23 protein-coding genes and 1 tRNA gene are annotated in these 23,699 nt (G+C 62.7%); 15 read left to right on the top strand and 9 right to left on the bottom strand.

All coding sequences use genetic code 11. From position 1 onward, the window contains the following. Positions 1-108: 108 nt before the first annotated feature. From NKH13_RS08090 to NKH13_RS08055, 8 genes are all read left to right on the top strand, one after another. A complete protein-coding gene (locus NKH13_RS08090; RefSeq protein ID WP_352911978.1) occupies positions 109-1,092 on the top strand; it encodes an ABC transporter permease in 984 nt (327 codons plus the stop codon). Next, the gene (locus NKH13_RS08085; protein WP_352911974.1) at positions 1,082-2,614 is read left to right on the top strand and encodes a sugar ABC transporter ATP-binding protein; all 1,533 of its coding nucleotides are present in this window, start codon (positions 1,082-1,084) and stop codon (positions 2,612-2,614) included. The genes NKH13_RS08090 and NKH13_RS08085 overlap by 11 nt, the downstream gene beginning before the upstream one ends. Positions 2,615-2,676: 62 nt before the next feature. Next, positions 2,677-3,672 (top strand): ABC transporter permease, encoded by a 996-nt coding sequence (locus tag NKH13_RS08080; RefSeq protein WP_352911971.1) that lies wholly within the window; start codon positions 2,677-2,679, stop codon positions 3,670-3,672. A 1-nt stretch (position 3,673) separates the two neighbouring features. Then, a complete protein-coding gene (locus NKH13_RS08075; RefSeq protein ID WP_352911968.1) occupies positions 3,674-4,459 on the top strand; it encodes an SDR family NAD(P)-dependent oxidoreductase in 786 nt (261 codons plus the stop codon). Between the two features lie 17 nt (positions 4,460-4,476). After that, entirely contained in the window at positions 4,477-5,682 is a 1,206-nt protein-coding gene (locus NKH13_RS08070; RefSeq protein ID WP_352911966.1) for a CaiB/BaiF CoA transferase family protein, read from the top strand. Between the two features lie 2 nt (positions 5,683-5,684). Continuing rightward, positions 5,685-6,470: an enoyl-CoA hydratase/isomerase family protein gene (locus NKH13_RS08065; protein ID WP_352911964.1), complete on the top strand. Its 786-nt coding sequence runs from the start codon at positions 5,685-5,687 to the stop codon at positions 6,468-6,470. After that, positions 6,467-8,242, top strand: a complete 1,776-nt coding sequence (locus NKH13_RS08060) for a CoA-transferase (protein ID WP_352911961.1) — start codon at positions 6,467-6,469, stop codon at positions 8,240-8,242. The genes NKH13_RS08065 and NKH13_RS08060 overlap by 4 nt, the downstream gene beginning before the upstream one ends. A 14-nt stretch (positions 8,243-8,256) precedes the next feature. Next, positions 8,257-9,090 carry an SMP-30/gluconolactonase/LRE family protein gene (locus NKH13_RS08055; RefSeq protein WP_352911958.1) on the top strand — a complete coding sequence of 278 codons (834 nt, stop codon included), beginning with the start codon at positions 8,257-8,259 and terminating at the stop codon, positions 9,088-9,090. A gap of 31 nt (positions 9,091-9,121) precedes the next feature. On the opposite strand, the gene NKH13_RS08050 is transcribed toward NKH13_RS08055, so the two are convergent. Beyond that, entirely contained in the window at positions 9,122-9,463 is a 342-nt protein-coding gene (locus NKH13_RS08050) for a hypothetical protein (RefSeq protein ID WP_352911955.1), read from the bottom strand. Positions 9,464-9,630: 167 nt separating this feature from the next. Next, entirely contained in the window at positions 9,631-10,083 is a 453-nt protein-coding gene (locus NKH13_RS08045) for an EF-hand domain-containing protein (RefSeq protein ID WP_352911952.1), read from the bottom strand. Positions 10,084-10,255: 172 nt separating this feature from the next. On the opposite strand from NKH13_RS08045, the gene NKH13_RS08040 reads away from it, so the two are divergent. Beyond that, positions 10,256-10,567: a DUF3606 domain-containing protein gene (locus tag NKH13_RS08040; RefSeq protein ID WP_352911951.1), complete on the top strand. Its 312-nt coding sequence runs from the start codon at positions 10,256-10,258 to the stop codon at positions 10,565-10,567. Positions 10,568-10,599: 32 nt separating this feature from the next. Here the strand turns inward: NKH13_RS08040 and NKH13_RS08035 are convergent, their stop codons facing one another. Beyond that, on the bottom strand, positions 10,600-11,148 hold the full coding sequence (locus NKH13_RS08035) for a DNA-3-methyladenine glycosylase (protein ID WP_352911949.1): 549 nt from the start codon (positions 11,146-11,148) through the stop codon (positions 10,600-10,602). Between the two features lie 236 nt (positions 11,149-11,384). On the opposite strand from NKH13_RS08035, the gene NKH13_RS08030 reads away from it, so the two are divergent. Both NKH13_RS08030 and NKH13_RS08025 read left to right on the top strand, forming a co-directional pair. After that, positions 11,385-11,903 carry a metallophosphoesterase gene (locus NKH13_RS08030; RefSeq protein WP_352911947.1) on the top strand — a complete coding sequence of 173 codons (519 nt, stop codon included), beginning with the start codon at positions 11,385-11,387 and terminating at the stop codon, positions 11,901-11,903. A gap of 72 nt (positions 11,904-11,975) precedes the next feature. Further along, on the top strand, positions 11,976-12,290 hold the full coding sequence (locus tag NKH13_RS08025; protein ID WP_352912223.1) for a hypothetical protein: 315 nt from the start codon (positions 11,976-11,978) through the stop codon (positions 12,288-12,290). Positions 12,291-12,391: 101 nt separating this feature from the next. Here the strand turns inward: NKH13_RS08025 and NKH13_RS08020 are convergent, their stop codons facing one another. From NKH13_RS08020 to NKH13_RS08005, 4 genes are all read right to left on the bottom strand, one after another. Beyond that, the gene (locus NKH13_RS08020) at positions 12,392-12,625 is read right to left on the bottom strand and encodes a hypothetical protein (RefSeq protein ID WP_023720474.1); all 234 of its coding nucleotides are present in this window, start codon (positions 12,623-12,625) and stop codon (positions 12,392-12,394) included. A gap of 37 nt (positions 12,626-12,662) precedes the next feature. Beyond that, on the bottom strand, positions 12,663-12,872 hold the full coding sequence (locus tag NKH13_RS08015) for a hypothetical protein (RefSeq protein WP_352474763.1): 210 nt from the start codon (positions 12,870-12,872) through the stop codon (positions 12,663-12,665). A gap of 291 nt (positions 12,873-13,163) precedes the next feature. Next, positions 13,164-14,153 (bottom strand): DUF2332 domain-containing protein, encoded by a 990-nt coding sequence (locus NKH13_RS08010; RefSeq protein WP_352911944.1) that lies wholly within the window; start codon positions 14,151-14,153, stop codon positions 13,164-13,166. Between the two features lie 256 nt (positions 14,154-14,409). Beyond that, positions 14,410-14,486, bottom strand: a tRNA-Arg gene (locus tag NKH13_RS08005). A 219-nt stretch (positions 14,487-14,705) separates the two neighbouring features. Here NKH13_RS08005 and hsdR point away from each other — a divergent pair. The 3 genes from hsdR (at position 14,706) to NKH13_RS07990 (ending at position 20,337) form a co-directional block, all read left to right on the top strand. Continuing rightward, a complete protein-coding gene (gene hsdR, locus NKH13_RS08000) occupies positions 14,706-17,150 on the top strand; it encodes an EcoAI/FtnUII family type I restriction enzme subunit R (protein WP_352911942.1) in 2,445 nt (814 codons plus the stop codon). 98 nt (positions 17,151-17,248) lie between these two features. Further along, the gene (locus NKH13_RS07995) at positions 17,249-18,607 is read left to right on the top strand and encodes an N-6 DNA methylase (protein WP_352911940.1); all 1,359 of its coding nucleotides are present in this window, start codon (positions 17,249-17,251) and stop codon (positions 18,605-18,607) included. Next, entirely contained in the window at positions 18,604-20,337 is a 1,734-nt protein-coding gene (locus NKH13_RS07990; RefSeq protein ID WP_352911938.1) for a restriction endonuclease subunit S, read from the top strand. Before NKH13_RS07995 ends, NKH13_RS07990 begins: the two co-directional genes overlap by 4 nt. A 319-nt stretch (positions 20,338-20,656) precedes the next feature. Here NKH13_RS07990 and NKH13_RS07985 read toward each other — a convergent pair whose 3' ends face one another. After that, entirely contained in the window at positions 20,657-21,577 is a 921-nt protein-coding gene (locus tag NKH13_RS07985; protein WP_352911936.1) for a zinc-binding dehydrogenase, read from the bottom strand. Positions 21,578-21,742: 165 nt separating this feature from the next. On the opposite strand from NKH13_RS07985, the gene NKH13_RS07980 reads away from it, so the two are divergent. Beyond that, entirely contained in the window at positions 21,743-22,552 is an 810-nt protein-coding gene (locus NKH13_RS07980; protein ID WP_352911933.1) for an AraC family transcriptional regulator, read from the top strand. A 37-nt stretch (positions 22,553-22,589) separates the two neighbouring features. On the opposite strand, the gene NKH13_RS07975 is transcribed toward NKH13_RS07980, so the two are convergent. Beyond that, a complete protein-coding gene (locus NKH13_RS07975; RefSeq protein WP_352911931.1) occupies positions 22,590-23,483 on the bottom strand; it encodes a D-alanyl-D-alanine carboxypeptidase family protein in 894 nt (297 codons plus the stop codon). Between the last annotated feature and the right edge of the window lie 216 nt (positions 23,484-23,699).

The following is a 23,699-nucleotide window of genomic DNA, read 5'->3' as shown; positions in this document are numbered from 1 at the left end:
GAAGGGCATCGGATCGGATGCCGACGGCAAAACAGGTCAACCGCCCTGTTTTGGCCGGCAGTTTCCAAACGGCGACGGCACCCGATGCGGCCCCGAAATGAAATGGACATGAGCGAGCTTACGCAATCCTCCGCGCCAAGGCGTTTCATCGGCGGCCAGCTGCTGGGCAGCAGCCAGCTGGTGCTCGGCGTGATCCTGGCCGTGCTCTGCATCGCCATCTCGATTGCGGTGCCGCAATTCTACTCCGAGGCCAACATCATCGCCATCCTGCGCCAATGCGCGCTGGTGCTGATCGTTGCCTCGGGCATGACGATGCTGATCATCACCGCTGAAGTCGACCTGTCGGTCGGTGCATCGCTGGCGTTTGTCGGCTGCATCGGCATGGCCGTGCTCAATTCGACGCACAGCCTGACGCTCGGCCTGCTGGCGGCGCTCGCCTTTTCCGGTGCGGTCGGCCTGTTCAACGGCCTCGTCGTCACCAGGCTCAAGGTGAACTCGCTGATCGCCACCATCGGCACCATGATGATGCTGCAGGGCGGCGTCTATCTGTTCACCCGCGAGGCAGTGCAGAACCACCATCGGCTTGCAAGTTTCACCGATCTCGGTGCCGGCTATATCGGCGCGATCCCGCTGCCCGTGGTCATTGCCGCGCTGATTTTCGCGCTGGCCGCGGCAACGCTGCGCTTCACCACGCTCGGCCGCTATCTCTACGCGGTCGGCGCCAATGAGCGGGCGGTTCGCCTCTCCGGCGTGCGCTCGCAACGCCTGAAGCTGTTCGCCTTCGTCGTCACCGGCCTTTGCGTCGGCATTGCCGGCATGATCCTGTCGTCGCTGATGAATGCCGGCCAGCCGACCGCCGGCCGCGGCTTCGAGTTGACCGTGATTGCCGCCGTCATCCTCGGCGGCACCAGCCTGCTTGGCGGCCGCGGCTCGCTGCTCGGCACGTTGCTTGGCGTGCTCGTGCTGAAGGTCATCGACAACGGCATCATCATCCTCGGATGGAACCAGGACCTGCAAATGGTGGTGCCGGGCATCGTCATCATCCTGGCGACCTATCTCGACATCGTGCGGAACAGAGCCAATGTCGGTTGATTTCCTTCACCCCCGCAAAACCGCGGCTGTCGACAAAAGCGTGCCGGCGCTGGAGATGCGCGGCATCGGCAAGCGCTTTCCCGGCGTGGTGGCGCTGGACAATGTCGATCTGACCCTGGAACCCGGCAAAATCCACGCCCTGATGGGCGAGAACGGCGCCGGCAAGTCGACCCTGATCAAGATCATGGCCGGGGTCTACGGCAAGGATGCCGGCACCATCCGCTTGCGCGGCCGCGAGGCCGACATCAAGTCGCCGCGCGATAGCCTGAAAGAGGGCATCAAGGTGGTGTTCCAGGAGATCGCGTTGATCGCCGAATTCAGCGTCGCCGAAAACATTTTCCTTGAGGGCTATCCGACCGGCAAAGGCGGCTCGATCGACTGGAAGAAGATCCGTGCCGACGCGGCCGCCTTGTTCAAGCGCATCGGCTTCAACGTCGACCCGGCGGCGCGCACGGGATCGCTGCCGGTCAGCCAGCAGCAAATGGTCGAGATCGCCCGCGCACTCGCCCATGAAGCCCGCGTCGTGGTGATGGACGAGCCGACCTCCTCGCTGACGCCGAACGAGGTCTCGCTGCTGTTCACCGTCATCCGCCGGCTGGCCGCTCTCGGCATCGCGGTGCTCTATGTCAGCCACAAGCTCGACGAGGTCTTCGAGATCGCCGACACCGTGACCGTGCTGCGCGACGGCCGTCACGTCTCGACCAGGCCGATCGGCGAGCACACCAACGACACGCTGATCCAGGACATGATCGGCCGGCGCATTGAAAACCTGTTCCCGCGCAAGCGCGGTGCGCCGGGCAGCAAGGTAGCGCTTTCCGTTGAAGGGCTCAGCACCGCCAAGAAGCTGAAGGATGTGTCGTTCGAGGCGCATGCCGGCGAGGTCCTCGGCTTCTTCGGCCTGATGGGGGCCGGCCGGACCGAGCTCGCCAAGGCCATCGTCGGCTACGACCCGATCACTTCCGGCGCCATTTCGGTCGATGGCAGCCGGCTGCTGCCGCACGACACCCATACGGGCGTCCGGCTCGGCATCGGCCTGCTCACCGAGGATCGCAAGAGCGAAGGGCTGATGGGCGAGCTGCCGGTCTACCAGAATGCAAGCCTCGCCTCGCTCGGTGCCTTCGCCAGAATGGGCTTCGTCGACAAGGCCAGCGAACGCAAGGCGGTGCAGGACTATGTTGACCGTTTCCGCATCAGGACGCCCAGCCTGTTCCAGCAGGTCAAGAACCTGTCCGGCGGCAACCAGCAGAAAGTGCTGATCTCGCGCTGGCTGATGCGCGGTCTCAAGGTGATCGTCGTCGATGAACCGACCCGCGGCATCGACGTCGGCGCCAAGTCGGAGATTTTTGCGCTCATCGACCGGCTCGCCGGCGAAGGATTGGCGGTCGTCATGATGACGTCCGAAATGCCCGAGCTGCTGGGGCTTGCCGACCGCATCGCGGTGATGTGCGAAGGCCGCCTCACCGCGATCATGCCTCGCGACGAGGCCACGCAGGAGAACATCCTCAATGCGGCGATCGGATAGATGATGATGCTTCGCGACAGCATTCCCTGTCATTCGGCCGACGCTTTCGAAGGGACCAAGCGATGAGCCTGGCAAGCACCGACACCATGAAAGCTGGGCCGTCCATGCTGGCGCGGCTCGTCGCGCGGCAGGAATTGGCATTGCTCCTCTGCCTCATCCTGGTGATCGCGTTCTTTTCCTTCACCGCCGAGAATTTCTTCTCGGTGCGCAACATCACCAATGTGCTCGGTCAGGCTTCGCTGGCGCTCACCGCCGGCATCGGCTGCGCCATCGTCTTCATGTCCGGCGAGGTCGACATCTCGATCGGCTCACTGCTGGCGACCATCGCGCTGCCGCTGATCATCATCATGAACGACACGAATTCGCTTGTGCTCGGCATCAGCGGCGCATTGCTGTTCGGGCTGATCATCGGCGTCGTGAACGGCTATCTGACTGCCTATGCCGGCATCAATTCGCTGATCGTGACGCTGGGCACGATGTTCATCATGCGCGGCGGCGTTTATCTCTATACCGGCCAGCGCGCCATTCCAGACGATGCCGCGCTCGACAGCTTCATCGCGCTGTCGGACGGCCGACTGTTCAATGTCATTCCCTATTCGGCGGTTATCGCCATCGCCCTGCTCGCCGTCTTCGCCTACATGATGCTGCACCGGCCGTTCGGACGGCAGATCTATGCCGTCGGCGGCAATCCGGAAGTGGCACGCCTGGCAGGCTACGATGTGCGCCGCGTCAAGTTCATCTGCTTCATCATCAGCGCGCTGCTGGCGACGGTTGCCGGCATCATCCTGGCCGCCCGCGTCGGTTCGGCGCAGCATACGGCCGGGCTGAATTTCGAGTTCCAGGTCGTCGCCGCCACCGTGCTCGGCGGGGTGAGCCTTGCCGGCGGCATCGGCAGCCTGACCGGCATGGCGCTCGGCGTGCTGATCCTGCAGTTCCTGTCCAACGGGCTGCGCGGTCTCGGCCTGCCGACCGAGTGGCAACTGGTCATCACCGGCATGATCATCATTGCCGCCGTCGCCTTCGACGAAGCAAAGCGCCGGCGCGCCATTGGAGGCTGATATGGATCGTCTCAAAGGGAAAACCGCAATCGTCACCGGCGCCGCCGACGGCATCGGCCATGCGATCAGCGAGGCGATGGCAAGGGAAGGCGCGCACGTCTTCCTCAGCGACATCGCCGACGAGAAGGGTGAAAACTTCGCCGCGGAACTGCGCGCCGCCGGCCATCGCGCCGACTACATCCATTGCGACGTGGCGGAGGAGGCCGACATTGCCGCCCTGATAGACGGCGCGGTCGCCAAGACGGGCCATCTCGACATTCTCGTCAACAATGCCGCCATCGCCATCGGCGGCATGCCGGTTCACGAAATGACCGACGAGCAGTGGCACCGGCTGATCGCGGTCAACCTGACCAGCGTGTTCCGCGGCTGCAAATATGCGCTGCCGCATATGATCGCGCAGAAATCCGGCTCGATCATCAACATGGCCTCGGCACAAGGGCATATCGGGCTTGACGGCTGGACCGCCTATGCCGGCGCCAAGGGCGCGGTGATGGCAATGACGCGCCAGATGGCGGTCGAGTTCGGTCCGCTCAACATTCGCGTCAACTCGATCTCGCCCGGCACCATCAACACGCCGATGAACGACAAATTGGTCAAGGAGATCGGTGGCAACCTCGCCAAGGCCTGGGTAAAGATGCATCCGCTCGGCCGCATCGGCAAACCGTCCGAGGTGGCCGAAGCCGCCGTCTATCTCGCCTCCGACGCCGCCGGCTTCACCACCGGCACCGACCTGCGCGTCGACGGCGGCCTCACCGCGGCACCCCGCTACGTACCCGACCTGCTTTGACAACCAACGAGACAAAAATGAACAAGGCCCTCGAAGGCGTCCGCATCCTCGATTTCAGCCATCTGCTGCAAGGGCCGTTCGCCACGCAGCTGCTCGGCGACATGGGCGCCGACATCATCAAGATCGAGCGTGCCGGCGCCGGCGACATGTTCCGCGGCATGACCTTTTTCGCCAAATGGGTCGGCGGCTCCGAAAGCCCGAATTTCCTCGCCTGGAACCGCAACAAGCGCTCCATCGCGCTCAATCTGAAAAGCCGCAAGGTGCATGCCATCATCTTGGACATGGCCAAGAAGGCGGATGTGGTGGTGCAGAATTTCCGCCCTGGCGTGCTCGCCAGGCTCGGCTATGGCTACGAGGATTTCAGGGCGGTCAATCCCGCCATTATCTATTGCTCGGGCTCCGGCTATGGCGAGGAAGGCCCCTATGTCGAGCGTCCCGGTCAGGACATGCTGATCCAGGGACTGTCCGGGCTGATTTCCAACACCGGCCGCGGCGATCAGGCTCCTGTTCCGGCCGGCGCCGGCCTGGCCGACCAGATCGGCGCCATGAACATGGTCTACGGCATCCTGTCGGCGCTCTACTATCGCGAGAAGACCGGCAAGGGCCAGAAGATCGAGGTCAATCTGCTCGCCGGCATGCTGGCGCATCTCAATCAGGAATATGTCGCGGTGCTCAATCTCGGCGAGGATTTCGTGCGCCCGAATTCCGGCATCGGCCACCCCGGCATGCAGGCGCCGTTCGGTATCTACGAAGCGAAGGACGGCGGCTATGTGTCGATCGCCATGAGCCCGTTCAAGACGCTGTATGAAGTGCTGGAGGCGCCGCAGCTTGCTGTCTACGACGATCTGAAGACGTTGTTCGACAAGCGCGACGAGGTGTTCGACAAGGTCAACGCCGAGACCAGGAAGTTTGCCACGCAGGAGCTGCTGGCGCGGCTGCTCGCAGCCGACATCTGGTGTGCCGAGGTGAAAGACATCCGCCGCGCGGCCGAGGATCCGCAGGTCAGGCACATGGGCATGATCACCAGCTACGAGCATCCGCGCGGCGGCAAGGTCAGGGTGGTCGCGCCGGCGGTCAAGATGAGCGAGACGCCGGCTACCATAGAACGGCCGGCGCCGCTGGTCGGCCAGCATGGCCGCGAGATACTGGCCGAGTTCGGCCTCTCCAGCGGCGAGATTGCAGCACTTGAGGCGTCCGGCGACATGACCGTGGATGCTGCCTGACGATGAGCGTTTACCAGACACTCAGCTTGGAAATATCCGGGCGCGTCGCGGTCGTCACCTTCCGGCGCGCCGATCAGCTCAACGCCATGAACCGGCTGATGCAAAGCGAGATCACCGAAGTTTTCGAGGCGTTGTCGCAGGATGATGGCGTCGGCGCGATCGTGGTGACCGGCGAGGGGCGAGGCTTCATGGCCGGCGCCGACATCAAGGAATACGCCGCCCAGACAGCTATCGAGTTCGACGCCTTCCAGGCCGCCGGCACGCGCATGTATGCGGCGGTCGAGAACAACCGCAAGCCGGTCATCGCGGCGGTCAACGGCTTTGCGCTCGGCGGCGGCATGGAGCTGGTGCTGTGCTGCGACATCGTCATCGCCAACCAGTTCGCGAAGCTCGGCCTGCCCGAAATCAAGCTCGGGCTGGTCCCCGGCGGCGGCGGCACGCAGCGCAGCGTCCAAAAACTCGGCCGCAACCGCGCCAATCTGCTGCTGATGACCGGCGCCATCATGCCGGCTTCCGAGTTCGTCGGCGCCGGGCTGGTCAACGAGATCGTCGATGCCGAAAGGCTGATGCCGCGGGCGCTGGAACTCGCCGAGATGATCGCCGCCGAACCAGCCGCAGCGATCGAGGGGCTAAAAGCGCTGACAGCGCATGCCGTGTCGGGCGATCTGGCCGGCGGCCTTGCCATGGAGCGCGATGCCCTGGGTGGCCTCTACCGCAGCGAGCTCGGCCAGCGTCGCGTCAAGGAATTTGCTGAAAAGAGCGCGGCGCGGCCGAAGGCTGCGAAATGACGTCCCTGGTCAAGCCGAACCGGCCGCGCTTCACCGACGTCGAGGGCCTGGCTGCGATGGTCGGCGGCGGCGACGTCTTCGGTGTCGGTGGCCATCATTTTGCCCGGCTGCCGATCGCCTTGTTGCGGGCCATCGCCCGCTCGGGCGTCAAGCACCTTCGCTATGTCTGCTGGGCCGGCGGCCTGCCACTCGAACTGCTTCTCGAAGCGAATGCCGTGGCGGAGGTCGATATCTGCTTTTCCAGCCTCGATATTTTTGGCTTGCCGCCGCGCTTCCGCGCGGCTGCCGAGACCAATGCCGTGCCGGTCCGCGACTGGACGGCGCTGGCCATGATCCAGGCGTTGCGGGCCGCGCAGCAGAACCTGCCGTCGATGCCGTTTCAGCTTCCGGAGGGTTCGGACATGCTGGCGCGCGTGCCCGGCGCGATCGCCGTGCCCGATCCGATCGCGGGAATCACGACCGGGATCATCCCGGCCTTGCGGCTCGATACGTTCGTCGTCCATGCCCAGCGTGCCGACGAGAGCGGCAATGTCCAGATCATCGGGCCACGAGCGCTGGATTTCGCCATGGCCGGCGCGGCGCGCCAGGTGCTGGTCACGGTTGAGGAAATCGTCCCGGTCGGAGCGCTGCGGTATGATGGCCGGCAGAGCATTTTGACCCGCAATCAGGTGTCGGCGATCGCCCTGGCGCCAGGCGGTGCCTATCCCGCCTCCTGCCTGCCATTCTATGTGACGGATTATCAAGCGTTGGCGGGGGCGTTCGCGGCCAAGGAAATACCTTTGTCGGACAGCCTGAGTATGCCTTCGGAAGGCGTGCCGGAGCGGGTTCAAGACGCTGCAAAAGTCCGCGCTGAAACAGTCCTCGCAATGCCCGGGCTCGTGCACGGCGAAAAGGAGGCGTCCATCGACGAGATCATCGCCGCCCGCATCGCCGCTGAGCTCGACAATGAGAGCTTTGCCAGTGCCGGCGCGGTGTCGCCGCTGGCCAATGTCGCCTACCGGCTGGCCAAAGCGACGCACGCGCCGGACATGATCATCGCCACCATGAGTTGCGGCCATCTCGACATAGCGCCGAGCCCGATGATCCTGTCGCTGATCGAAAGCCTCGATTGCGAGACGGCGGTGGCGCATGCCGGCGGCGATGACACCTATTCGACCTACTACCAGGCCGGCGCGGTGACGCATGAGATCGTCGGTGCCGCGCAGGTCGATCGAGGCGGGCGCGTCAACACCATTGCGCTGCGCAAGCGCGACGGCAGCCTCATCCGGCTGCCCGGGCAAGGCGGCATGGCCGATGTCGCCAACATGCACCGCGATTATCTGCTCTACGTCCCCCGCCATTCCGTGCAGTCGCTGGTCGAGACGGTCGAGATCGCCAGCTCGGCGCGCGGCCTGCTGACTGAGGCCGAGCGCGAGCCGATGGGCTATCGGACCGGCGCGGCATTGGTGTTCACGGACCTTTGCGTGTTTCGGCTCGACCAGGAGAGCCGGCAATTGGTCGTCGTCGAGACCATGCCGGGCGTGACGCGCCAGCAGGTCCAGGATGCCACCGGCTTTGCCCTGACATTCGATGCCGATTGCCGCGAGGTTGCGCTGCCCTCGAACGAGACGCTCGACATCCTGCGAAACCGCATCGACCCGCTCGGCCTGCGGCGCCTCGAATTCGTCAGCGCCAAGGAGCGTGGCGCGCTGATCGCCGAGATCCTGGCGGCCGACCGGCTGATGGTCGAGCGCTGTATTGCCGCGCAGCGGTCGCATACTGCAACAGGCTGAAGAGGGGGCGGCGCATGGCAAAGCCGTTGCTCGAAATGTCGGCCGCGAAGGTCTTCTTCGATGGCATCTTCACCAGCCCGCGCGTCGCCCATCCGGAAGGCGTGGCCATCCATCGCGACGGCTCGATCTGGTGCGGCACCGAAACCGGCGACCTGCTGCGCCTCGCCGCCGATGGCAGCTCGGTCGAACGCATGGGCGGCACGGATGGCTTTCTGCTCGGTATAGCCTTCGATAGCGCGGGAAACTGTTTTGCCTGCGATTTGAGACATTCGGCGATCTTTCGCTGGAATGCCGCGACGGCTGATATGACGCGCTTCGCTTCGGCCGGCATTCGCGTGCCGAACTATCCCGTGATCGACGAGGCGCGCGGCTGGCTCTACGTTTCCGACAGCGTAGGCGAAGACAACCGCTCCGGCATCTTCCGCTATGATTTGAAGACCGGCGAAGGCGGCCTGTGGTGCAGCGAGGCCATGGCCTTCGCCAACGGCATGGCGATGGCGCCGGGTGGGAATGGGCTTTACGTCGTGGAAAGCCATGCGGCCTGCGTCAGCTATGTGCCGATCCGTGCCGACGGCACGGCAGGACCTCGCCGGCTCGTCGTGGACGGCGTGAACAACGTCCCCGATGGCGTCGCCTTGGCGCCGGACGGTTCGCTGTTCATCTCGTGCTACGAGCCGAGCCGCATCTATCGTTGGCGACCGGATAGCGGGCTCGAGGTGCTGATCGAGGATCCGGCGGCAACGACGCTCGCCCATCCCACCAATATCGCCTTCAAGGGCGACAAGCTCTACACCGCAAATCTCGGCCGCTGGCACATTACCGAAATCGATTTGAGGGCGATTTCCTAGATCGGGCCGAACCGGGCAGCGGTCGCCAGGGCTATCGGAGCTGGCCGTGACTGGAGCGGATGCGCAACACCTGCACCCTCGACGGCAGCTCGATCAGGAACTCTTCGTCCCGCTCCAGATGGTGGATTTTTGTCGGATCGCCGCCGGTGAACGCCGCCATCGCCTCGACGTTTTCCCAATAGGAAATCGTCACGAATTCCGAATGGGTCGGCGTGTCCTCGCGAAAGGTCTGCACGCCCAGGGCCTTCTGGGTCAGCGGCTTGATGCCGGCTTCGTAATTGTAACTCTCATAGGCATCCGCCTTTTCAGGCACGGTTCTGCCGCGCCAGATACGAGCGATGGTCGGGGTTTTCTCCGTAGTTTTCTCTGTCATGGCCAACGAATTCCTGCTGGTTTGATTGGTCCGCGGCGTTCGGGCAAGGCCAGCCAAGGAACGCATCTCCCCGGCTGGCAGCCTGGTATCCAGCTGCCAGAGCTTTCATCCTCCCCGGCCGACGTAGCTCGCGCTGCCCCAAGCCTCCTTGCCGGCCGGCAGGAGACCTACTCCTGATCCTCGGCGTCTGCTCCGTGGAAGAAGGACCGGATTTCCTGCATGTCGACGCTGCCGTCACCGTCCTCATCGACGGCGTTGAATATCCGCCCGACGAAATCCTGGACTTCGCTCTGAGAAAGCGCGCCATCGCCGTCCGCATCTACTATGGCGAACATCATTCGCATCCTCGCGCCATGCATCCCGCGTCCAACGCCACCGCGGCCTCCCATCTCCCAACCTCGATCAGGCGGGCCCATCCTGTAGTCGCGATGCCAGTGACCTCGCCGTTCTGCCCGGGGCGCGCGATCTTCTTGCATTCTCTCCTCCAGCATCTCAGTCATCATCTGCCGCATCATATCGCGCATGGCATCCTGCCCGTTCACTGCGGGCGACTGTTCGGCGCCACGATCCGGCGCCGGCGCCGCGGGCGGGCTCGTCTGGCCGAATGCCGGCGCGGCCAACAAAGCCAGCGCCGCTGCAATTACAGTGGTTTTGCTTGCGAGCATCATCGTAATCTCCATCGGTATGAATTGGTGGCTGCTGCATCCAAGCCAAACCGGCTGCTCGCCTCATGGTTCCTGGTCAGTCGCCCGACGGCGCAAAAGTCCGCCTGGTCGCGGCAACGAAAGCCGCTTGCCCACGTTGCCAGTGATGCGAAGCTCCACCAGGAGGAAAAAATGGCTGACGATAAGAGCAAGCGAGATTTTCCGCGACCGCGATCGCATTGCTGCGGAAGACGAACGTGAGGTCGAGTATTTTGCCCAACAGAACGGCATCACCGCCGACCAGGTCCGCCAGCTGATCAAGAGCTTCGGCAATGATCGCGGGCGCCTGATCGAAGCCGCGAAGGCGTTGCGAGGGATTTCACCTGCCGGAGCCGACGAGGTGACCAGCGAAGCCCGCCAACAGAGAACGCCTATGCATCTCGGCAAACCCGACGAGTGATGCCAGGCAGCTACTCTGCCGCTGCCGCAGCGTCAGAACTTGCGGCTCAAATAATCCGAGCCGCGCAGGCCGAACCGCCACTCTGCATCGACAGCCTTGGAAATGCCGATCCGGCGGCCTGTAAGAACGGCGCTGGCGTCGCCCGGCCGCCTGAATTCGAATGGCGGCACGTCCAGCGGCAGCCCGTCATGGGATTTGTCGATTGCCAGCGCCTGGCAAAGGCGACCCGGTCCCGAACAAAGCAGCCGGGGATCGTCAAGGCCGCGATTGGCCCGCATCACCTCCAGCCCGGATTGCGGTTCGATTGCGCGGATAAGCACGGCACTGCCGGGCAGGCAGACGGCATTGAGGCACCAATGCAGGCCATAGGAGCGATAGACATAGGCGCTGCCTGGGGCGCCGAACATGGCGCCGTTGCGCACCGTCCTGCCACCGAAAGCATGCGAAGCCGGGTCATCCGAACGATAGGCTTCGGTCTCGACGATGATGCCGCCAACGCCATGCAAGAGCAGCGTGGCGCCAATCATGTCGCGCGCGACGATGGTGGCGTCACGGGCAAAGAATTGATGGGTCGTGGTCACTGTGCAGCAGACTCGATCGCGCCTGAACCTGACGCGACAACAAGGTCCCGGACCGGATGCAAAATGTCCAGCCACTGCGCCGCTGAACTTGCGTGCGATATTCAGCGGAGCATAAACCACCAGTTCCTTCCAGGAACAACCGGCGACCGGGCAGGTTGGGCCAGGCATCGGGGAAGGCGAGATGGACTTGGTGCGCCACGCGCCCAGATGCGCGGCAGTTCGAAACACTCCAGCGCATGATCTACTTCACCGCCGACACGCATTTCAGCGACCCGCGCATTCTGCGCATCGATCGTCGTCCGTTCGGCTCGCTGGCGGAACATGACCGGGCGCTCATTGCGTTCTGGAACGAGACTGTCGGGCCGGACGACGAGGTCTGGCACTTGGGCGATTTTGCCAGGGGATCGGCCGCATTCGTGTCGTCGCTTCTGTCGTCTCTTCATGGCAGCAAGCATTTGATCATCGGCAACAACGATGCTGTGGCCACCATCGACGCCACGGGTTGGGCGAGCACGCAGCACTACAAGGAGCTGACGCTCGACGGCAGCCTGCTGATCCTTTGCCACTACCCTTTTCGCACCTGGAACCAGATCGGCAGGAAATCGATCGATCTGCATGGCCATTCCCACGGCAGGCTGACCCCCGTCACGCGTCAGTATGACGTCGGCGTCGACAACTGGGATTTTCGTCCGGTCACGCTGACCACCATCCTTGCCAGCCGAGGCCGAAGGACGGCTCGGACAAAACCCGGCTGAAGGCGGCTGGCCGCTACCGGAACCTCCGCGGGGCTGAGGCGTTCGAAATTGCAAGGCGTAGAGGCAACGGCAATGGCTCAGAAGATCACGACAGGCGCGAACGACCGGCCGCGCAATGAAACCATCGGCCAATCCGGCGAAGGCCTGCCGGACGACAGCAGCAGGCCGCTCGAGGTCGACGAAGGCTGGGTCGCCCGGCCGAGGAACAAGCTGCAGGGCAAGCCCCGGCAAGCCGGCCAAACCAACACGGACGAAGTTCGCGCAGGCACTCCAGGCGCCGGCGAGAATATTTGTCGCCGCTGTGCAGGGTCAGGCATGATCGACGGCCGCACCTGCCCCGAATGCGGCGGAACCGGCAAGGTGACGACGCCGATTGGCGGAGGCTGAGCAATTCCAGGAAAAGTGTGGAACGGTTTTCCGTCCGGAATTGCGTAAAACAAAAAGATAGGCCGGTTCTGCGTTTCCGGCGAAACGATGAACAGCGCCGGTCAGATCGCCGGCACCCACTTCCAGAACACGCCTTCCTTGCGTTCCGGGTAGTGCTTGAAGTCGCATTCGAAGCGCCAGCCGTAGTTCTTCGCGGCGGCAAGCGCTTCCTTGCTGACCGGGTTCATGCCGGTTCCCGGCGCAAACCAGTCCTCCAGCAGATCGTCGGGGATATAGGCGCCGATCCTCAAGGGCAGCTGTTCGAGGACGACATCCATTTCAGGTGGTGCAGGCACGGGGCGCTCCTTTGAAACCTACCCGCGAAGAAGTCGTTCAACGCCAAGCGGGTTCATTCTTCTGTTCGTAGTCCTGGAACGCCTTCTGGAGGCCGCCTATCACCTCCGCAGACGTCTCGAACATCGCCTTCAGCTGCGGCTCATCGACCTTCTCGATGTCCTCGCGAAGGTGCTGCTTCACCTCCTCCAACTTTTTCTGCATTTTCTGCGTGTGGTGGCGCGGATCGCGGTCGGCAGCGCTTGTCATGATCAAATCTCCAATTTGGTTCTCTCTGGAGAACTCGCCGGGCTCTGAGGATCGCCAGGCGGGGTTTGCAGCGTAAACGGCTTGCCGATAGCTGTGGTTCCCGACTGTGGAGCGGTCTTCGTACGCCTCAGCGCGCCGTTCTCTTTCTCAGCCGTCCGGTAGAGGCGGCGACAAGGAAAGTCGGAGAGGTCGCTTCCAATGAATTCGAGACGCGAGCCGTCGAAACGAGCATAGATGAAGCTGAGAACTGATGGCGCCTCTGGCCAAGGACGGTAATCCACTACCTATAGCCTACGCCTCGTCCGCGATCCATTCGAGCGAGGCACCATGCGGGTCAGTCCAAGCTACAGGGGAGCCGTTCGCAGATAGGAGGAAGCGGCCGGGCGGCCAGCTTGTTCCGGCGCGTGTGGCGATGGACGGAAAGACGCGTGGGAACTCGTTCGATATCCAATAAGGAGAGAGACGCATCGCCTGCTCGGCGAAAGCTTCTCTGTCACCAGGGTCGGAGACATAGTCGAGGACGGCTGTGTGAAAGATGACGAGTGTAGCGTCGTTTGGCGCTTCGTTGCAGAGTCGCACGAGGTCGCTCCCGCGCAGGTCGCCCTTCACCACCCGAGGCTTGACTGTGGCAGCGATCTTTAGGGCCGCCCGCAGATTGGCGAGCCGTGCTGTCTGTTCCGGCCAGACCAGTGTCTCTAGCCATGCGACTTGCGAGTCGTCCGAAGCATCTATCGGGCTCAGGTCCAATCCCGCCCGCCAGACGACTTGCGGCAAGGCCGTCGGCAATGGCGTTGTTTCGCTGGCGAAGCAGCGGAAGACAGGCGGCTCCAAGGCCATCGCCGGTGCGGGGATCACCTTGCGTCCGTAGTCATAGCCATAGAGGTCGGGCATGAGGCAGAGCCCTGCGGAGGTCCCGACCTCGATGAGGGCCAGCGGCTGCGGCAAACGCGCCAGGAGGGGGAGCAGGGTGGCGCACCTTCCCGGCTCGTTGGTTTGCGTTGAGCGCTCGAGCATGAGCGAGCGGATGGCGTCGGGATTAGCCTGAAGCGCCTGGCGAAACTCGGTCCACCCTGTCGGCGTGCCGAACAGGTGACGCACCGCTGCAAGTAGAAGGTTCGGTTGCCGCTTTAGGTCCGGAAGGGTCGACAGGAAACCGAGCGTCTCCCGATCCCCAGCGACTGCCCGAGCCAACTCCTCGTAGAGCGGCGAGCGACCGCGAGCTTCCGTATCGGCGAAGCGAATATATCGGGCTGAGATCTCGGCCAAGCCCTCCTCGTCCATATCCGCTGATCCTCGGTCCCGACGTCTCATCACAGTACACGATCCACGGATCTGATTGGAGCCAGGCCCGGCGTTTTTACACAAGCTTGACCCCCGCGAACTTCCCGTGGTCGCCTACTTAACCGTTGCGCTAGGAGGTTGTGCGCAATCCAAAATCTGGGGAACTGTCCCTAATTGGTGTCTCACCCAGGGGTGCGGTCCACCATGTCTCCGGTATAAACCGTAACCTATGTGTCCGGGCCGTACACTTGAAAGTTGGCGCACCCGACAGGATTCGAACCTGTGACCTCTGCCTTCGGAGGGCAGCGCTCTATCCAGCTGAGCTACGGGTGCCTTCAGGATCGGTGATCCCAAAAACGAACCAGCCGGTGAACCGGCCAGCCACGGCTTCTTAGCGGAAGCAGGCGCCGGCTTCAACGGGCAAGTCGAGTTTAGGCGAATTCCGAAGGCCCCCGCAAAGTGGCTTTAAGCAGCTCGCTAGCCGATGTGTTGAACTGCACCCTTGATCGGAGTGAGCTTACCCCATAGAGCCAAGTTGGGGGGACATCACTGATGGACAAACGAAGCCTCACCGAACGCGACATCTGCACGAAATTCATCTTGCCTGCCGTCAAGCGCGCTGGATGGGACGAGATGATGCAGGTTCGGGAGGAGGTCTATTTCACCAAGGGCCGGATCATCGTGCGCGGGAAGCTGGTGACTCGCGGCAAGGCGAAAAAGGCCGACTTCGTTCTCTACTATAAGCCGAACATCCCCATCGCGTTGATCGAAGCGAAGGACAACAACCACGGCGTTGGCGATGGTATCCAGCAGGGCCTCGACTACGCCGCGACGCTGGACATCCCCTTCGTCTTTTCCTCAAACGGCGACGGTTTCGTCTTTCACGACCGCACGGGCCAGAGCGACACCAAGGAGGCGAACCTCGGCCTCGACGCCTTTCCGTCGCCCGCCAATCTTTGGGCACGCTATCGCGCCTGGAAGGGCCTCAGCCCGGAAGCAGAACAGATCGTGCTTCAGGATTATTTCGACGACGGTAGCGGCAAAGCCCCCCGTTATTATCAGGTAAACGCCGTCAACGCCGCGATCGAGGCCATCGCCAAGGGTCGCGACCGCGTGCTGCTCGTCATGGCGACGGGGACGGGCAAGACCTACACGGCGTTTCAGATCATCTGGCGTCTGTGGAAGGCGGGTCGTAAGAAACGCATACTCTTCCTCGCCGACCGCAACGTGTTGATCGACCAGACGATGGTGAACGACTTTCGCCCGTTCGGCGCGTCGATGGCGAAGCTTTCGACGAATGCAAAGACGATCGAGCGGCAGGACGGCACCACGGTCGATCTGACACTGGCGCTCGACAGGAAGCGGCGCATCGACACCGCCTTCGAGGTCTATCTCGGTCTCTATCAGGCCATCACCGGGCCGGAGGAGCGCCAGAAACTCTACAAGGAGTTCTCGCCCGGCTTCTTCGATCTGATCGTAATCGACGAATGCCATCGTGGCAGCGCGGCCGAGGATTCCGCATGGCGCGAAATCCTTACCCACTTTTCCGGTGCAACGCAGATCGGCCTAACAGCCACGCCGAAAGAAACGGAATACGTTTCAAACGCCGATTATTTCGGCGAGCCAATCTTCACCTATTCATTGCGCCAGGGCATCAGTGACGGCTTCCTTGCACCCTACAAAGTCATCAAGGTCCACATCGATCGCGACGTTGAGGGCTATCGCCCGGAACTTGGGCAACTCGACCGAGATGGTAACGAAGTCGAGGATCGAATCTATAACGCTAAGGATTTCGACCGGACGCTGGTTCTTGACGACCGCACTTTGCTTACCGCCAAGAAGGTCACCGAATTTCTAAAGGAAACCGGCGACCGCTTCCAGAAAACCATCGTGTTCTGCGTTGACCGGGAGCACGCAGCGCGTATGCGACAGGCACTCATCAACGAGAACAAGGATCTTTGCGACGAGAACCACCGATATGTCATGCGGATCACCGGCGGTGACAGCGATGGCCAGGACCAGCTCGGCAATTTCCTTGACCCGGAATCGAAGTATCCCGTTCTAGTCACGACCTCGCGGCTTTTGTCGACTGGGGTTGACGCGCAGACCTGTCGGCTAATCGTGCTCGATCGCACGGTAGGGTCGATGACCGAGTTCAAGCAAATCGTCGGGCGTGGCACCCGCGTTCACGAGGACACCAAAAAATTCTACTTCACGCTGATCGACTTCCGTGGCGCAACCTCACATTTCGCAGATCCGGAGTTCGATGGCGATCCGGTGCAGATTTATGAGCCCAGCGAAGACGATCCGATCACGCCGCCCGACGATTCTGCAGTCGGTTTTGGTGAAATTGATCAAGCGCCATACGAACCGGGCGAAGACGAAACCATAGTCGATCAGCCGGGCTTTCCGCTATCGCCGGGAAACCAGGTGCGCAAGATTTACGTGGACGGCGTCGGCGCCCGCATCGTCGCCGAGCGCGTCGAATATCTTGACGAGAACGGCAAGCTCGTCACCGAAAGCTTGCGCGATTTCACTAAGACGGCGTTGAAGAAGCGTTTCGCCAGTCTCGACGATTTCCTCAGACGCTGGAAATCTGCCGAACGCAAACACGCGATCGTTGAGGAACTAGAAGCCGAGGGCCTGGCGCTTGACGCCATCGCGGATGAACTGGGCAAGAACCTCGATCCCTTCGATCTGATCTGCCACGTGGCATTCGACAAGAAACTTTTGACACGCCGCGAGCGTGCCGAAAACGTCAAGAAGCGCGACGTATTCACCAAATACGGGCCACAAGCCCGCGCCGTGCTCGATGCGCTGCTCGAAAAATATCGCGACGAGGGCGTAATCAATCTCGACGACGCCAACGTGCTGAAGGTGACGCCCTTCACTGCGATGGGCAGCGTCGTCCAACTAATCAAGGCGTTCGGCGGCAAGGAAGGCTTTGAAAAGGCCGTCCACGAAATGCAGGATGCCCTTTACCAGGAGATCGCATAGCCAATGATTGTCCGCACCACTGTCAAATCCATCCAGGACATCTGCGCCAGGATGTTGGCGTTGATGGCGACGCGCAGCGCATCAGCCAGTTGTGTTGGATGTTCTTCCTCAAGATCATCGACGATCAGGATCAAGAACTTGAACTGACTAAGGACGGCTACCACTCGCCGATTCCGGAAAAACTCCAGTGGCGCAACTGGGCGGCCGACCCAGAAGGCATCACCGGGCAAGCTATGCTCGATTTTATCTATGATGAACTTTTCCCTGCATTGAAAGGCTTGCAGCTCACTGGAAAACCGGGCGACCGGCGCCGCGTAGTGCGCGACGTGTTCGAGGACGCGTACAATTACATGAAATCCGGACACCTCATCCGGCAGGTCTTAAACAAGATCAATGAGGTTGATTTCAATAATCTCGACGAGCGGCGGCACTTCGGCGAGTTCTATGAGCAGTTGCTGAATGATCTTCAATCGGCAGGCAATGCCGGCGAATATTATACACCGCGCGCCGTGACTGCCTTCATGGTTGATCGCATTGACCCGCGCCCAGGAGAAACGCTGTTCGATCCCGCTTGCGGCACGGGTGGCTTTCTCACCTGCGCTATTCGTCACATGGAAAAAGGCCACGTCCGCACGCCCGCGCAGCGTGAGACGATGCAGGGCGCCTTGCGGGCGGTGGAGAAGAAGCAACTTCCGCACATGCTCTGCGTCACCAACATGCTGCTGCACGGCATCGAAGACCCGAGCTTCGTGCGCCATGACAACACGCTAGCCCGGCCGCTGATTTCATGGAGCAAGGACGAGCGCGTTGATATCGTCGTCACCAATCCTCCCTTTGGCGGGCGCGAGGAGGACGGCATCGAAAACAACTTTCCGACCTTTCGCACCAAGGAAACGGCCGACCTATTCCTCGCGCTCATCGTGCGGCTGCTGAAGGCCGACGGCCGCGCCGCCGTGGTGCTGCCCGACGGCACCCTGTTCGGCGAGGGCGTCAAGACGCGGCTCAAGGAACATCTGATGGAGGAGTGCACCCTCCACACCATCGTTCGCCTGCCTAACTCCGTGTTCAAACCCTATGCCTCGATCGGCACTAACCTCCTGTTCTTCGAAAAGGGCGCGCCGACCAAGCACGTCTGGTTCTACGAACACCGCGTGCCGGAAGGTCAAAAAGCCTATTCCATGACCAAACCGATCCGACTGGAGCATTTTCAGGGCTGCATCGATTGGTGGGGCGGCAAGGAGCGGAAGGGCCGCGAAGAAACACCGCAGGCGTGGAAAGTGAGCGCCGAGGATATCAAAGCGCGCGGCTACAATCTCGACATCAAGAACCCGCACAGTGTTGCCGACGATCACGGCGACCCGGAAACGCTGCTGGCGGCTCTAGCCAAGGCCGAGGCCGAGACGGCGGGCTTGCGTGACCATTTGAAGGCGATACTCGCTGAGGCGCTCGCCCGATGAATGCTGAACGCCTGTTGGTGCATTATGAACAGATTGCCGACGCACCGGACGCCATTGCGAGGTTGCGCCGCTTCATTCTCGATCTGGCGGTACGCGGCAAGGTCGTGCCGCAGGACGCGAGCGACGAGCCGGCGTCGGAATTGCTGAAGCGGATCGCGAAGGAGAAGGCGCGGCTCGTAAAGGCGGGAGAGATCAGGAAGCCGAAGACACTTCCCGTCGTGGATGAACCGCCGTTCGATTTACCGCAGAACTGGCGCTGGACGCGCATCCGCGAAATTGCCAGCGATCGAGGTCAGGAGATCCCGAAAGGGACATTCACTTACATCGACGTGACGGCCATCGACAAAGAGGCCGGTGTCGTCGCTGACCCGAAGGTGCTAGCGGCCAGCGAGGCCCCAAGCAGGGCACGCAAGGTCACACGGAAGGGCGACGTGATCTATTCTTGCGTTCGCCCATACTTGTTGAACGTCGCTGTCATAGAGGCCGAATTCAGCCCGGAGCCGATTGCGAGCACTGCCTTTGCAGTCCTGAACGGGCACGGCTTTGTGCTGCCGCGTTATCTCTGGATAGTGCTTCGTAGCCCGTTCATGGTGGAGTGCGTTGAGGAGAAACAACGCGGGCAGGCCTATCCGGCGATCAATGACGCGGATTTCGCAATCCTACCCTTTCCCCTCCCGCCATTCGCCGAACAACACCGCATCGTCGCCAAGGTCGATGAATTGATGACGCTGTGCGACCGGCTGGAAGCGGCGCGGGCGGGCCGCGAGCAGGTGCGCGACCGGCTGGCGGCGGCGAGCCTCGCCCGCCTCAACGCGCCCGATGCCGAGACATATCAAGATGACGCCCGCTTCGCCCTCGACGCTCTGCCCGCGCTGACCACGCGCCCCGACCAGATCAAGGCCCTGCGCCAGACCATCCTCAACCTCGCCGTGCGCGGCAAACTCGTGCCGCAGGATGCGACCGACGAACCGGCGTCGGAACTGTTGAAGCGCATCGCGAAGGAGCGCGCCGGGTTGCTTAAAGCGGGATACCCGAACCCGGATGAGGCGCGCACCCAGATTAAGAAGTTGGCCGAGCAGTCCGTTCCAGACGGGTTGGAGACACTTCCCAACGGTTGGGCATGGGCAACCCTTCTGCAATGTTCGGGGCTCGTCATCGACTGCAAGAACAAGACTGCGCCCTATGCTAGTTCAGGGATTCGTTTGATACGAACGACGAATGTTCGCGATGGCCGGATGAACTTGAACGACCAGAAGTATGTCGATCAACGGACATATGAAATCTGGAGCGCCCGTTGCACGCCTGAGCCCGGCGACATTCTCATCACGCGCGAAGCTCCTATGGGCGAGGTCTGCCTCATTCCTTCGGGCGAACAAATCTGCCTCGGGCAGCGCATGATGCTTGCGCGTTTGGTGCCCGACACGATTGATCGCAATTTCATGATCTACTCGCTTCGCGATCCAAAGCTGATGGATCGTGTTCAGGATAAGCCGATCGGCGCAACGGTGCAGCACCTGCGCGTGGGCGGCGTCGAGACCTTGCTTGTTCCCCTCCCGCCGCTCGCCGAACAACACCGCATCGTCGCCAAGGTCGATTCATTGATGGCTCTGTGCGAGCAGCTCGAGGCGAGCCTCACCGCCGCCGAGACCACCAGTCGCCGCCTGCTCGACGCGCTGCTGACCGAGGCGCTGGCGCCGGTCGACGCGCGGGAACTGGAGGCGGCGGAATGACGCTCCTGATCGAATATCACAGCCGATCTTTCCCCAGCGTATACAATTTGGCACGCATCGGAACTCTTAGCACATCATGGGATGAACATCTTCAACGCACTGATGCCTTTGCTGGGCTGGACCCCCCGAGAAGGGGACGGTCAGCTACTTCCTCGGGATGACACTTTGCAAGCTGTTCTCATCACGGCTATTGAACACACCGGTAGTCTGTTCAACCTCCGGCACAGCGCCGATTTGACGACGATGGCGCGGAACGCCGAATCGACCTCGATCGTCCCGCCGTGCCCGAAACGCAGCTTGGTCCGGCGCCACCGCCTGCTCATTCGGTCAGGGTGAGGACGGCCTTGCCGCTGATGCTGCGCTGCCGCAGCGCGTCCAGAGCCCGGCCGACGTCCCGCCACGGCACGGTCAGGACCACGCGCGTTTCGAGCCGGCCGGCAGCGATCAGCGCGAGCAGCGAGGCGATATCGGCGCCGACCTGCGGACCGGAAGTGTAGTAGGCGAAGGTCTGAAGCCGCGCGCCCTCGTGACCCGGCACGAACTGGCGGAAGCCGATGGGCGTGAGTTCGCCGCTGCTCGAGCCGAACATGACGACGGTCCCGCCAGGCGCCACCCGTTCGATGGCGTGGGCGAGGCTATCGCCGCCGACCGACTCGGTAATCAGCGAGAACAGTCCTTCGGCGAGCTCGATCGACTCCACGACCCGCTCGGCTCCCAGGCCGCGGAGATCTTCGGTATGCCGGGCGGCGGCGACCGCCACCACCGACGCGCCCTGCTGGCGGGCGATCTGGATCTGGAAACGGCCGACCGCGCCGCTTGCGCCGGTAATCAGGACCCGCTGGCCGGCAAGGTCTCCGCCGTGGCGCAGGGTCCGCAGCGCGGTCGTGCCGGCGACCGGAACGGTGGCGGCGGCGACGAAGCTGACGCCGTCCGGCAGGACGGCAAGGTGGTCGGTTGGAACGGCGACACGCACGGCCCACCCGGCCTCGTCGACCAGCGCCGCAACCCGGGCGCCGACGGCCGGCCCGGAGCCATCGGCCGCCGCGCGCTCGACAATTCCGGCGACGTCCTGGCCAGGCACCCAGCCATTCGGGCGGATGTTGAGCAGGCGCAGTTCGCCGCGGTTCAGCGAGACTGCCCGGACTGAAACCAGCGCCTCGTGCGGGGCGGGCTCGGGCTCGCCAAGCTCGGCGAACCTCAACCCGGTGGCGCTGTCGGAAGATGTGACTAAGCCGAGCATGGTTCGTACCTTCCTGCTGCCTGGCGGACGCCAGCCTGTTTTCGTGCGCCGGGCCAGGAAGCACGCCTGCATGCTCCTGAGTTACTCATCCGGTGGCCTAAATTATCGACTTTCCTGGTTGAGTAATTTAGATATCTTGGCACTTGATCGCTAAAATCAGTCAAAATGAGACAGCCTCTTCGCTTCCCCTGGCCGAATTTCGATCCGGATGACGTCCTCGCCCCGGCAATCGCCGTGCGCGTTGACGTTACCGAAACCAGGGCGGAGGTGCCCGACCACCGCCACCGCAAAGGCCAACTCGTCTTCGCGCTCGGCGGGGGCGTCACATGTCGCGTCCCCAGCGGCCTGTGGATGGTGCCGCCGCATTGCGCGGTGTGGATTCCCGGCGACATGGAGCACAGCAATATCGCGACCGCCAATGCCCGGATTTTCTTCGTCTATATCGAGCCGGGAGCTGCCGACCTGCCGGACCGGTGCTGCACACTGTCGATCTCGCCGTTGCTGCGTGAGCTCATCATCGAGCTGGCCGATCGCGGTGAGGACGAGGACGCCAGGAGCGAGCTCCTGACCAGGGTTCTGCTCGCCGAACTGCCGCGTATGCCTGTCCAGCAGCTACATTTGCCGATCTCGTCCGAGCCGCGCTTGAGGCGCATCGCCGCAGCGTTGGCGGAAGATACTGCCGACCGCAGCACCTTGGCGCAATGGGCCAGTCGCGTCGCGCTCAGCGAGAGCAGTCTCGCACGTCTCGTGGTAAAGGAGACAGGGCTGACCTTCGGGCGCTGGCGCCAGCAATTGCACCTGATCGTCGCATTGCGCGAGCTGGCCTCCGGCGCGAGCGTGCAGCAGGTTTCGGCCGATCTCGGTTACGAGTCGGTCACCGCCTTCATCACCATGTTCAAGAAAGCGCTTGGCAAGCCGCCGGCAAAGTATCTCAGCGGTATCGCGCAAAACGGCGGTTCGGCGTTTGTCGCCTGATGAGCGCCCTGATCCGCCGCCCGCCGGACGTCAGCCCTCACTGCTGCTCGGCATACAGCAGCCGCGTCGTCGCATTCGCCATCCCCGTCGACAGGCTGCGCTGGATCAGCGCCTCGACATGGTCGTTGCGCTGGCGCGCGCTGTCGGCGCCCATCACCACGATGATCAGCCTGTGCCCGTCCGCATTATAGGAGGTAACGATGTTGAAGCCGGAAGCCCTGATGTAGCCGGTCTTGATGCCGTCGACGCCGCGCACCCGGCCGAGCATGTCGTTGTGGCCGCGCACCAGCCTGCCGCGAAACATGAAGTCGCTTTCGGAGAAATAGTGGAAATGCTGCGGGAAGCGGGCGTGCAGCGCCATGCCGAGCACCGCCATGTCGCGCGCGCTCGTGTGCTGGTCGCCGTCCGGCAGGCCCGAGGCGTTGCGGAAAACGGTGCTGCTCATGCCGATCTGGCGCGCCTTGGCGGTCATCATGCCGGCGAACGCCTCTTCGCTGCCGCCGAGATATTCGGCAACGGCGACCGCCACGTCATTGGCCGATTTGACGACGATGGCGCGGATCGCCGAATCGACGTCGATCGTCTCGCCGCGCCTGAACCGCAGCTTGGTCGGCGGCTGCCGGGCGGCGTTGTCCGACACCGGAATTTGCGTCTCCTTGCTGATGCGGCCCTGGTCCAGCGCCTCGAACAGAAGGTACAGCGTCATCATCTTGGTCAGTGACGCCGGATAACGCGGCGCCGTCGAATTGACCTCGAACAGCGTCTTGCCGGTGCCGGCATCGATGACCATGGCGGCATATTTCTGCGGCGGCGCCGGCACCGCCAGCACGCTGTCGGGCGGCGCCACCGTCGTGCAGCCGGCGGCAAACAGCAGCAGCGCCAGCACAGCGACGCATTTGTGAATGAGCGAAAAGAAGCGGAAGGCGGACAAGTCAGTTCCGAAGGCAGGCTGTTTCTGAGACGAGGCGAAGCTATCTTAACGCAAAGGCACAGTCCATTTGGTTAATATCGGTCGGTGCCTGGATTGGTGCCCTGTCCACAGGCCGACGTGGCGCGGTCTGATGTGAATTGCCGGCCACCGCGCTTGCGCAACCGGCGGCGAGTGGGCTTTGCTGGCGCCGGCAGAATCGGGCCGCCAGTATCGGGC

Source organism: Mesorhizobium sp. M1348, from assembly GCF_040317925.1.
Classification (GTDB): Bacteria; Pseudomonadota; Alphaproteobacteria; order Rhizobiales; family Rhizobiaceae; genus Mesorhizobium.
The sequence above is the reverse complement of the archived record's forward strand: the minus strand, read 5'-3'. Positions and strand labels throughout refer to the sequence as shown.

Excerpts from the sequence above, each read along its gene's own strand:
- NKH13_RS08090 (WP_352911978.1), top strand. The coding sequence starts at position 109 with ATGAGCGAGCTTACGCAATCCTCCGCGCCAAGGCGTTTCATCGGCGGC.
- NKH13_RS08085 (WP_352911974.1), top strand. The coding sequence starts at position 1,082 with ATGTCGGTTGATTTCCTTCACCCCCGCAAAACCGCGGCTGTCGACAAA.
- NKH13_RS08080 (WP_352911971.1), top strand. The coding sequence starts at position 2,677 with ATGAGCCTGGCAAGCACCGACACCATGAAAGCTGGGCCGTCCATGCTG.
- NKH13_RS08075 (WP_352911968.1), top strand. The coding sequence starts at position 3,674 with ATGGATCGTCTCAAAGGGAAAACCGCAATCGTCACCGGCGCCGCCGAC.
- NKH13_RS08070 (WP_352911966.1), top strand. The coding sequence starts at position 4,477 with ATGAACAAGGCCCTCGAAGGCGTCCGCATCCTCGATTTCAGCCATCTG.
- NKH13_RS08065 (WP_352911964.1), top strand. The coding sequence starts at position 5,685 with ATGAGCGTTTACCAGACACTCAGCTTGGAAATATCCGGGCGCGTCGCG.
- NKH13_RS08060 (WP_352911961.1), top strand. The coding sequence starts at position 6,467 with ATGACGTCCCTGGTCAAGCCGAACCGGCCGCGCTTCACCGACGTCGAG.
- NKH13_RS08055 (WP_352911958.1), top strand. The coding sequence starts at position 8,257 with ATGGCAAAGCCGTTGCTCGAAATGTCGGCCGCGAAGGTCTTCTTCGAT.
- NKH13_RS08050 (WP_352911955.1), bottom strand. The coding sequence starts at position 9,463 with ATGACAGAGAAAACTACGGAGAAAACCCCGACCATCGCTCGTATCTGG.
- NKH13_RS08030 (WP_352911947.1), top strand. The coding sequence starts at position 11,385 with ATGATCTACTTCACCGCCGACACGCATTTCAGCGACCCGCGCATTCTG.
- NKH13_RS08025 (WP_352912223.1), top strand. The coding sequence starts at position 11,976 with ATGGCTCAGAAGATCACGACAGGCGCGAACGACCGGCCGCGCAATGAA.
- NKH13_RS08015 (WP_352474763.1), bottom strand. The coding sequence starts at position 12,872 with ATGACAAGCGCTGCCGACCGCGATCCGCGCCACCACACGCAGAAAATG.
- NKH13_RS08010 (WP_352911944.1), bottom strand. The coding sequence starts at position 14,153 with ATGGACGAGGAGGGCTTGGCCGAGATCTCAGCCCGATATATTCGCTTC.
- hsdR (WP_352911942.1), top strand. The coding sequence starts at position 14,706 with ATGGACAAACGAAGCCTCACCGAACGCGACATCTGCACGAAATTCATC.
- NKH13_RS07995 (WP_352911940.1), top strand. The coding sequence starts at position 17,249 with ATGTTCTTCCTCAAGATCATCGACGATCAGGATCAAGAACTTGAACTG.
- NKH13_RS07990 (WP_352911938.1), top strand. The coding sequence starts at position 18,604 with ATGAATGCTGAACGCCTGTTGGTGCATTATGAACAGATTGCCGACGCA.
- NKH13_RS07985 (WP_352911936.1), bottom strand. The coding sequence starts at position 21,577 with ATGCTCGGCTTAGTCACATCTTCCGACAGCGCCACCGGGTTGAGGTTC.
- NKH13_RS07980 (WP_352911933.1), top strand. The coding sequence starts at position 21,743 with ATGAGACAGCCTCTTCGCTTCCCCTGGCCGAATTTCGATCCGGATGAC.